This is a genomic window from Dankookia rubra, from assembly GCF_004355005.1.
Classification (GTDB): domain Bacteria; phylum Pseudomonadota; class Alphaproteobacteria; order Acetobacterales; family Acetobacteraceae; genus Paracraurococcus; species Paracraurococcus ruber_A.
In genome coordinates this window covers 1-9,485 of sequence record NZ_SMSJ01000142.1, presented here as the reverse complement: position 1 = coordinate 9,485, position 9,485 = coordinate 1, and the positions used below count along the sequence as shown (strand labels likewise).

The window sequence follows — 9,485 nt, the reverse complement described above, 5'->3', positions numbered from 1 at the left end:
AGGCCTTCCGTCAGCCGTCGTGACGAAAGGCTCGGCAGCGCTCCTATTTCACGCCGCCGCGGCCAGATTACCCAGCCGCTCCCTGAGGGATTTTCTCTCCGACGCTCTCACTTGCTGTCAGCGCGTTGGCTTTTGGGCCCGCCCGAGACAGCCATCCGCGCGCTGGTGGTGGAGGCATTCCGGTCCGAAGGACTGGAGCCACCCAGAGTGGCGGTGAGTACCCATAACATGGAACTGCGCATGCAGTTGTTGGCACGGAGCGACTACGTCACCTCGCTGCCGGCCTCGCTATTGCAGGCGAACGGCAAACGTTGGGGCCTGCGGGCCTTGCCTATCAGGCTCCGGCCGCCCGTGCCGGTCGTAGTGGCCACGCTGCGTCGCCGCCGCCTCATCGCACCGGTGGAACTCTTCCTCACCCACCTCCGGGCCGTGACCGCAGAACTCAATGGTACGGCAATCAACCAGCCCGGCTGATCAGGTAAGCCGGGCTTAGTGGATCTCCTCTGCCTGCCGCAGGCTGTTGATCATTGAGGCGCCGAGCAGCCAGGTATGCGCCCGGACCGGATCGGAGGCCGCCTCGGCCAACCGCGTCTGGAAAGCCCGTTGCGCCTCGGGGTCCCTCGCTTCCAACCCCTGTTTGTTGGCGATGGTCTGCCGCTGCACGTGCTCCACGGTGACCCCGCGCCGCTGCCGGTCGTAACGGTCGAGCAGCCCATCGGGTGCCTCGCCGTGCCATACCGCGGCGAGCTTCGGAGCCAGGTTGCAGGCATCATGCACGCCACCGTTCAGCCCCATGCCACCGAGTGGGTTGTTGATATGTGCCGCATCGCCGGCCAGCAGGACGCGGCCGCGCCGGAACGTCTCAGCCACGCGCTGGTGCACCCGGTACAAGGTGCGATGGTGAACTGGATAATTGCCTGGCCCTGGCACAATCCGGCCAAGGCGGTCGCAGGCGTAAGTGTCGGTCACTGTCGCCTGGTCTGGCACCTCGGCGGGGACCGGAAACATGGCGCGCCAGAGGCCAGGAATGCGCAGCAGGAAGAACCATTCTTTCGGGTCGGCGAAATAGCTGACCGGGGCAAGGCCGGGGATCAACCCGGTAAAGTCGAAGGGGGTGGAGAGCACCAGAAAGCGCTCAGGCCAGGTAAAACCCTCGAAGCCAATGCCGGCCACCTGGCGTACGACGCTGTGGGCCCCATCGGCGCCGACTACATAAGCGCCCCTGATCCGCTTCCCGCCTTCCAGCACCACTTCAGCGTAGGCACCGTGGTCGATGCAGGCGGTAACAGCAGCGCCGAAGTGCAGCAAAAAGCCGGGCCGGTCCCGCAACAGCTCGTGCAGGATGCGGGTCAGCCGCCACTGCTCGCACTGCAACCGGTAGGGGTGGCGTGTGACGTCGGCCAGAAGGCCGAAATCGAACTCGGCGATGATGCCTCCCGTACGGCTGCGGTACTGTAGCCGCGGCGCAATAAGTCCTTGAAAAATCAGCGGTTCTGCGACGCCAAGCTCGTCCAGCAGGTCGAGGGTCGGTGCGTGAAAGGTGGAGGCGCGCGTCTCGTTCGAGAATGCCTCCCCCACCTCCAGCACGGTGACAGGCACGCCGTGACGTAGCAGGGCGGCAGCGACCACCAAGCCAACCGGACCAGCGCCAACGACAAGGACGGGCAAGCGGTCGGGCATGGTGCCGGTCTCCCCTCGGCTGCAGGTGCGATCCCGGCGCCGTACATCATGACCATTCCTGGCACGTGTCAGGCCGTCAACCGACGCTGAACAGGCGCACCAGAACCGAAATTCTTCCCCGTTGGCGCTCTCCGCCGTGCCCCGAAAAACGCCTCCAATGCGTCATGCGAAGCCGGCTTGCGCGACCCGCATTTGCCGGAGCGACGTCCACGGCCGCTGCAGCCAAAGACTGCCGCGCCGAGCGGCTTTCCAGCGTGCGGCGCAGTTCGGCGTCGCTACCGTTTGAGGCTTGGCCGCCATGCCAGAATCCCGCCCGCGTGAGGATCAGCTGATGTCCGGCAGCCAGACCTCCGCCGCGCCGGCCCCGGCGCAAGAGGTGCTGGCGCGAAGCTGGTAGAGCGCGTCACCTTCCACAACGCGGAAAAACAGCTATTGCGTGCTGCGCATGAAGGCGCGTGGCCGGCGCGACCTGGTCACCGTGCTCGGCCATGCCTTGGGCATCTCGGCCGGCGAACGGGTCAATTCTGACCGTAGGAGCAGGACCTCATTCAGCACGAGCTCAGCCGGCGGCGTTCGCAGTCACAGTTGCCTCCTCAACCGAAGCCGGCCGGAGGGCCGACAGCTCTGCTGCCGCTTCCGCCAGACCTGCCTGCGCGGCGCGTTGCAGCCAAGCCACGCCCTCCTCAACTACCGGCTCGCCCGCAAGGCCCCGCATTAGGTAGCGTCCAAGCATCAGTTGGGCCTGTGGATGCCCCCCCAGAGCGGCGCGGCGGAACCAGTCCAGCGCGCGCGGACGATCGGGTGCCACATCGTGACCACCACCAAGGATCGCACCCGCCGCAAACATCGCGCCTACATGACCCTGCTGCGCCGCTATCTCGAAACGTACAAGGGCGGTTGCCGGATCGCGGGGAGCGCCGCGGCCGTTGAGATCGAGATCGGCGAGAAGCACCGCCGCGTCCGCCAGCCCCTCGTCGGCGGCTCGGCGCAGCCAGTGCCGTGCCTCGGCCACGTCAGGCGCACCGAGTGCACCCTCAAGCAGCAGCCGAGCGTACCAGTATTGGGCGTTGACCACCCGCTCGGCCGCCCGCCGCAACCACTGCGCGGCGGCCGACATATCCTGCGCCATACCGATCCCGTGTGCCGCACAAACAGCGAGGTTGTAGGCGGCCACAGCATCGCCTCTGGCTGCCCCCTGCTCGAACCAAGCCACCACCCGTTCGAGCGCGGTATTGCTCTTGCCGGCGAGGGTGGCGGCTTGCGCAAGGTCGACCACGGCGACGAGGTCGCCCTCTTCGGCGGCCCGCGTGAGCCACTTGATGGCCTCCTCCGAGTCTTGCGCCACACCCAGGCCGGCAAGGTGCATGAAGCCGAGGACACGGGCCGCTTGGCGGTGCCCTGCCTCAGCCGCGAGGGTGTACCACCCGGCGGCCTCAAGCAGGTTGGGTGGTCCGTCCGTGTTGCCCGCCTGCAGGTCAGCCACCAGTGCGGCCGCCTCGCCGTCGCCTGCAATGGCAGCACGACGCAGCCATGTCTCCCCCTCAAGGCGGTTCGGCGCGGCTACCCAGCCCTCTAGTAGGGCCAGCCCGAGCCGCGCCTGGGCTGGCCGAACCTGCGCCACGGCCGCCGCCCGGTAGAGCACAACCGCTGCCGCCTGGTCTGGCGCAATCGGGGGTACACCGGCCTCGTGCAGCGTACCAAAGACATATTGCGCCGTCGGTAAGCCCGCTGCCGCCGCCTGCTCAATCAGCCGCGCCGCTGCCGCGGTATCGGCCAGACCTTCCAGACCAGCGAGGCGGATCAGACCGAGGCCGAGCGCCGCCTGCGGGCTGCCGGCCGCCGCGGCGCGCTCGTACCATTGTGCCGCCGCCACATAGTCTTGCACCACGCCTTGGCCGGTCGCGTACAGGAAGCCGAGGAGCGCTTGCGCCTCGACGGCCCCAGCCGCCGCGGCGCGCTGTGCCCACTGGGCCGCGGCTTCCGGGTAGGCGTGCGCGGTGCTGCCGGCAAACAGTCCGCCCGTCGTCGACCCCGCCAAGCCCTGCAGCAGTAGCGTCGCCAGCAGTGCCTGCGCCTCGGCGTGCCCGGCTTCGGCCGCACGGCGTAGCCACAGCGCTCCTTCCATGGCGTTGGTCGGCACGCCGATGCCCTGCAGATATGCCTGCGCGACGGCGAGCTGTGCCTCGGGCTGCCCCCGCCGGGCCGCTGTGATCGACCGCCGGATGTCCGGCAGTGCTGTGGTGCCGGCCGCCGCGCCCGGTGTGGCGCGCGTTGCGCCCACGAACAAAGCGGCGAGACCCCGCCAGATTCCGCCCTGCGGCATCTTCGTCGTCACGGTTCGCGCATCCCCTCGCGGAAGGGTCGCACGACTCGCTGGAAGAGATACTGCAGGATCGTCCGGTCGCCGACCACGATATCCGCTTGCACTGGCATGCCTGGCATCAGGCGGAAATCGGCGGGCAGGTTCCGTAAGTTCACCGTGTCCAACGTCACGCGTGCCCGGTAATAGGGACGCTCCCCCTGCGGCGTCGGGGCATCGCGGTTGCGCGTCGTGTCCTCGCTAATGGTCCGCACCGTCCCGTCCGCCGTGCCGTGGCGGATGTAGGGATAGGTCTCGAACTTCACCTTGACCGGATCGCCAACCGCCACAAAGCCCATGTCGCGCGGCTGCACCTGCGCGTCCACCTCGAGTGCGGCATTCAGCGGCACAAGTGAGACCAGTAACTCGCCCGGCGCCAGCACGGCGCCGACCGAGGTCTTGCCGAGTTCGAGCACCACGGCGTCCGCCGGCGCGCGCAGCTCGACGAGCTGGCGCCGCAGCTGCGCCTTCGTGAGGTTCTCCTGGACGTCGTTGAGGCTGCCCCGGCGTTCCGCGAGGTCCTGCGCCACCTGCGCCCGCCACTGGCTCAGGTATGCATCATGTTCGGCTTGTAGCGCAGCGAGGTCACGCGCGGCGCTCCGGGCTTGGCTCTGTGCGACGCCGATGCCGCGTTGCACCTCGATGCGGCTATCTGTGGACATCAACGCGTTCAGCCGGCTGCCGACCTGCGCCCGCTCCAGCTCGCGCCGCATACCTTCGATCTGTCCTGCGACGGCCAAGCGGCGCTCGAGCTGCTGCGCTTCCACCTCACCGCGCTGTACCGTTTCAGTCAGCGAGCGCATGCGCTGCCGGTAATTCTCGATGCGGAACGCCCGCTCGGACTCACGTTGCGCGAAAATGGCGGCTTGCAAAGCTCCAAACTGACCCGCTTCTGGCCTGTAGCGCTCACCCACCGCCTCGGCCTCTAGCCGCGCGACCTCGGCCGCGAGGCTCGCGTGCTGCGAGGTCAGGGTCGCTAGGTCGGCCGTGGCGAAAGTGGGGTCGAGGCGCGCCAGCAACTCGCCGGACCGCACCACTTGGTTCGGCCGGACCTCGAAGGAGCGGATGATTGAGGCTTCTAGCGGCTGTACCAGGATGGTCGGGCTGAGCGGCACGAGCCGGCCATCGGCGGCCACAACGCGGTCAATGGGCAGTAGCCCAATGACCGCGAGCAGGCAGCCAAACAGCGAAGCCAGGATCCAGACCACGCCAACGGCGACACGGGATGGCGGGCGGGCGACGATCGCCGCGGTGGGCGAAATGAATTCGAGAGTGGCCAGGGCGACGCCCCGTTCACTGCCCTGCGATGGCAGCCGGGTGAGCGACATCAATGAGCCTTTTTGCTTGAGCCGTGCGATTCTGCTGCTGCCACAGGGTCCGGTAGATTGTGCAGCGTCGAAGGAGGTCCTCGTGCGGCCCGTAATCCACGACCTGGCCGCGGTCGAGTACCAGGATCGCATCGGCGTCGACCAGCGAGGAGAGCCGGTGTGAGACGACGACGACAGTCCGACCGCGAGCGATGCGGAGCAGGTTGGCGTTGACGATCGCTTCGCTCTCCGGATCGAGGGCGCTGGTCGCCTCGTCCAGGATCATGACCGCCGGGTCGGTTACGATAGCGCGGGCAATCGCCAAGCGCTGGCGCTGTCCACCGGAGAGGTTGGGCGAACCCTCCTGGATAAACGTCTCGTAACCACCGGGCAGACGTTCGATGAATTCCTCGGCGCCAGCGAGACGAGCGGCCCGAATAATTCGTTCGAAGGTAATGCCGGGGCGTCCGGCCGCGATGTTCTCGCGGATGGAACCACGAAAAAGAAAATTGTCCTGCAGTACGATACCGAGGTTACGGCGCAAGTGCGGCAGGTCGATCTCACGGAGTTCGACACCGTCGATCTTGACCATGCCGGCGTAGCCGCAGTTGAGTCCTTGGAGCAGGCGCGTGACCGTACTTTTACCCGAGCCACTGCGGCCGACCACGCCGAGTAGGGTGCCGGCCGGCACGTCAAAGCTTACTCGATCAAGTGCCGCGGATTGGGCACCAGGGTAGCGGAAGCTCACCTCCTCGAAGGTGAGGTGGCCTTGGAGCTTGGGTCGCATGCCGACTGCCCCAGTTGGTCGCTCAGGCTCCTGGTTAAGTACCATCGATGCCTCGGCGAGCGCTGCCCGCACCTCTCCTTGCGCCTGCTGCAGCCCTGCCAAGGCGATGAGAGGGGCCGCAACGCGCCCGCTCAGCATGGCAAAGGCCATGAGCGTGCCGATCGACGCACTGTCGCCCGCGAGCGCCAGATAGGCACCGACCGCCATGGTGCCGACCTGAATGAAGCGCTCAATTGGCTGAATCAGCGTTTGCGGCCAGTTCGCCAGGTGCGCGAGCTCAAGACGGCGCTGCGTTGCGAGGGCAACCCGCTCGTTCCAATCGTCGGCTTGGCGTGGCTCGAGCGCCAGGGCCTTGACGGTGCGCATGCCATGCACCGTCTCGCCCAGCACAATAGATTTTGCCGTTTCGGCGACGACCACGCGGCTCGTTGCCCGGTTGATAGCTGGCAGGAAGGTCAGCATGATGAGCGCAATGGCGCCGGTACAGCCGAGCACCAACCAAGTCAGCCCAGCATGCAGGAAAAAGAGGCCGGGTAGGAGAAGGACAAGGGTTGAAAGGTCGAGAAAGGTCCGAAACAACTGTCCGGTGAGGAACTCCCGGATGCGATTTACCTGGAAGACTCGATGTGTAATTTCGCCTGAGGGATTTTTCTCAAAAAAATCAAGTGGCAGGCGAAGCAATCGAGCCATGACGAACAGGTTCAAGCGGGCATCAATACGTGCCGCGGCGACCGCAAGCAGATGACGCTGCGCGTAACCGAGCAGGGTTTCATGCAGGAAAACAACAATGAGACCAAGCGAGAGTAAGGTCAAGGTCGGCCAGCTGTGGTAGACCAGTACTCGATCCGTAATGGCCATGAAAGCAAGCGGCGTGGCGAGACCAAGCGCACTCATAATGAGGGTTGCAATGCCGATATCACGAAATACGCACCGCTCGCGCAGCACCTCGCCGATGAGCCAGCGCATGTTAAATGGTGCGTCTTCCATCGCCTGGCCGCGCCGCGGGCGGACAACGATGGCGACACCTAACCAGAACTCCTGTAGACGGTAGGTGTCGACGGCAAACGCCGCTGCGCTGCTCAAGGGATCGCGCAAGAGTAGAGCCGTGCCGTCCTCGATGGCACCCTCCAGCAGGGCCGCACCTCCACCCTTGAGGAGTAGCATCACCGGGGCGCCGGCACTGGCGAGCCGGATCAGGTCCCGCCAAGACGGGCGGAGCGCTCTGGCCCGTAGCCCGGCGTCACTTGCACACCGCACGAGCGTGGGGGCGTCGACCTCTGGGGCGGCTGAGAGAAGACGCAGCAACTGCGGATCGAGGTCTCCGCCAACGTGCTGTGCCAAAATGCGCAAAGCGGCGACACGCGCCGAGTTGATCGGGGTGTTACTGTCGTCCGCTAGGCTGTTTGGTTCGTCCACTGTCTATCTCGTCCCGCGCACGATGGTACGCTTCAGCTAGCACAGAAAGTTGCATTTTTCACCTCGATTTGACTGTTTAATCGCATTCGTAATATATTTACATAGTCGATCATCACGGTCAGGATCTTGTTGGCGAAGTCACCGGTAGCGCTCGGAGTGTCGGCAGCGTTGAAAGGCACTTCGCCTCGGAGGTGCCCTGTGTCGCTCCGCCCGCAGCAGCCGCTCCCGCCTGTGCCTGACGACACCGCTCGGGTTGCCCGAGCCGCGTTCCCGCGCGGCAACGCCTACGTGTTGTTGCGAGATGACCAAGACCGTAACCGTCAGAGCCCATCCGGAAAGGAATTGAATCTCCTGAATCGGATGTGATTCGCTGCTCCTGTGGACGATGTGCGGGAGTAGACGGATGGCGTGGACGGCCGAACATCGGCGTGCAGCGGATCGCCGTGGCCTGCGCTACCCGTCTGACCTGACGGATGCCGAGTGGGCGCTTGTGGCGCCGCTGATCCGGCCAGCGAAGCACGGCGGCAGGCCCCCCCTGTGTCAGACAAGTTGTCGCCTGGATAGGATCGCGCAATGAGGGGGCGCGGGTAATCGAGAATGGCGAGATACGGACAAGCCTTCAGGGACCGCATTGTCGCGCGGCTGCTGCCGCCGGAGAGTGCGGCTCTTGAGGTGGTCTCACGCGAGGTCGGTGTCAGCATCGGCACGTTGGAGCGCTGGCGAGCGCAAGTGCTGGCCGGGCCAGGCTCCCTGGTCGTAAGCCAGCGCTGGACACCAGTGGCGCGGCTGGAGGCGGTGATCACCACCGCGGCTATGGATGAGGCGGCCCGCAGCGTCTGGTGTCGTGAGCAGGGGCTCTACCCTGCTGACCTTAAGGCCTGGAAGCATGACGCCATTGCCGGTTTGGGCGAGCCGCGGGCGGCCAGCGCCGTCGAGGCCCGCCAGGACCGGCGGCGGGTGAAGGAGCTCGAGCGTGAGTTGCACCGCAAGGACAAGGCACTGGCCGAGACGGCCGCCTTGCTGGTGCTCAGAAAAAAACTGAATGCGGTCTTCCGCGACGGCGAGGGCGAATGACCCGCCTGGAGGACCGCCGGACCCTGGTCTCCGAGATTGCATCCGCCTGCGCTGGGCCGGAAGGTACTGCAGCGCAAGCTGCGCCGCGATGAGCTGCATGCATTCTTCGCCGCGCTACCTCCGTGCCTCGTCGGCATGGAGGCGTGCAACCGCCCACTACTGGGGCCGGGAACTGCGTGTACTCGGACACGACGTACGCCTGATCCCGCCGTCCTACGTCAAGCCGTATGTCGTGCGCCAGAAGAACGATGCAGCCGATGCGGCCGCGATCTGCGAGGCGGTTACCCGGCCGAATGTACGGACGACCCCGATCAAGACTGCAGACCAGCAGGCTGCGCGGGTCATGCAGCGCACGCACGAACTGCTGTCACGGCAAAGGGTAACGCTCATCAATGCGGTCCGCGGTCATCTGGCGGAGTTCGGCATTCTCGCGCCTGCTGGCCCGCAGCATATGAGCCAACTGATCGAGCGGGTCGCCGACCCGACTACCCCCATACCGACCTTGGCTCGGAATGCGCTGAACCTGCTCATCGATCAGCTTGTGGAACTCGGGAAGCAGATCGATCAGCTGGAGGCGGGGATGAAACGCCGCTGCAAGGCGGATCCCGACGGCGCCCGGTTGCTTGCCGTCCTGGGCATCGGCCCAATCACCGCGAGCGCAATCCTGGCAGGGGTTCCCGACATCCAGGGCTTCCGGTCGGGCCGTGATTTTGGCGCCTGGCTCGGTCTCGTACCGCGGCAGAACTCGAGCGGTGGGAAGGACCGGCTCGGGCGGATCACCAAAATGGGTGACCGCACGATCCGGCGCCTGCTCGTGACCGGCGCGCTCTCGGTCATTCGGTGGGCCAGGGCGAAGGAGGGC

At 66.1% G+C, this 9,485-nt stretch carries 7 protein-coding genes and 2 pseudogenes; 5 read left to right on the top strand and 4 right to left on the bottom strand.

Features of this window, described 5'->3' with window-relative positions; translation table 11 throughout:
• The coding region (locus tag E2C06_RS33775) for a LysR substrate-binding domain-containing protein (protein WP_206664820.1) at positions 1-474 on the top strand (474 nt) is incomplete at its 5' end.
• 15 nt (positions 475-489) lie between these two features.
• On the opposite strand, the gene E2C06_RS33770 is transcribed toward E2C06_RS33775, so the two are convergent.
• The gene (locus tag E2C06_RS33770; protein WP_133292947.1) at positions 490-1,680 is read right to left on the bottom strand and encodes an FAD-dependent oxidoreductase; all 1,191 of its coding nucleotides are present in this window, start codon (positions 1,678-1,680) and stop codon (positions 490-492) included.
• Between the two features lie 331 nt (positions 1,681-2,011).
• Between E2C06_RS33770 and E2C06_RS39980 the strand changes: the two are divergent.
• A pseudogene (locus E2C06_RS39980) lies at positions 2,012-2,215 on the top strand (YrrC family ATP-dependent DNA helicase); the annotation flags it as partial.
• 24 nt (positions 2,216-2,239) lie between these two features.
• Here E2C06_RS39980 and E2C06_RS33765 read toward each other — a convergent pair.
• The 3 genes from E2C06_RS33765 to E2C06_RS33755 are packed head-to-tail and all read right to left on the bottom strand — an operon-like array spanning position 2,240 to position 7,549.
• Positions 2,240-4,015 (bottom strand): SEL1-like repeat protein, encoded by a 1,776-nt coding sequence (locus tag E2C06_RS33765; protein WP_133292946.1) that lies wholly within the window; start codon positions 4,013-4,015, stop codon positions 2,240-2,242.
• Positions 4,012-5,367, bottom strand: coding sequence for an HlyD family type I secretion periplasmic adaptor subunit (locus E2C06_RS33760; RefSeq protein WP_165982842.1), 1,356 nt, complete (start codon positions 5,365-5,367; stop codon positions 4,012-4,014). The genes E2C06_RS33765 and E2C06_RS33760 overlap by 4 nt, the downstream gene beginning before the upstream one ends.
• Entirely contained in the window at positions 5,333-7,549 is a 2,217-nt protein-coding gene (locus E2C06_RS33755; RefSeq protein WP_133292944.1) for a peptidase domain-containing ABC transporter, read from the bottom strand. Before E2C06_RS33755 ends, E2C06_RS33760 begins: the two co-directional genes overlap by 35 nt.
• A gap of 403 nt (positions 7,550-7,952) precedes the next feature.
• Between E2C06_RS33755 and E2C06_RS33750 the strand changes: the two are divergent.
• The 3 genes and pseudogenes from E2C06_RS33750 to E2C06_RS33740 all read left to right on the top strand — a co-directional run.
• Positions 7,953-8,078, top strand: a pseudogene (locus E2C06_RS33750) (transposase); the annotation flags it as partial.
• Positions 8,079-8,146: 68 nt separating this feature from the next.
• Positions 8,147-8,623 carry a transposase gene (locus E2C06_RS33745; RefSeq protein ID WP_133292943.1) on the top strand — a complete coding sequence of 159 codons (477 nt, stop codon included), beginning with the start codon at positions 8,147-8,149 and terminating at the stop codon, positions 8,621-8,623.
• 97 nt (positions 8,624-8,720) lie between these two features.
• Positions 8,721-9,485: IS110 family RNA-guided transposase (locus E2C06_RS33740; protein WP_165982841.1), on the top strand; the 765-nt coding region annotated here is incomplete at its 3' end.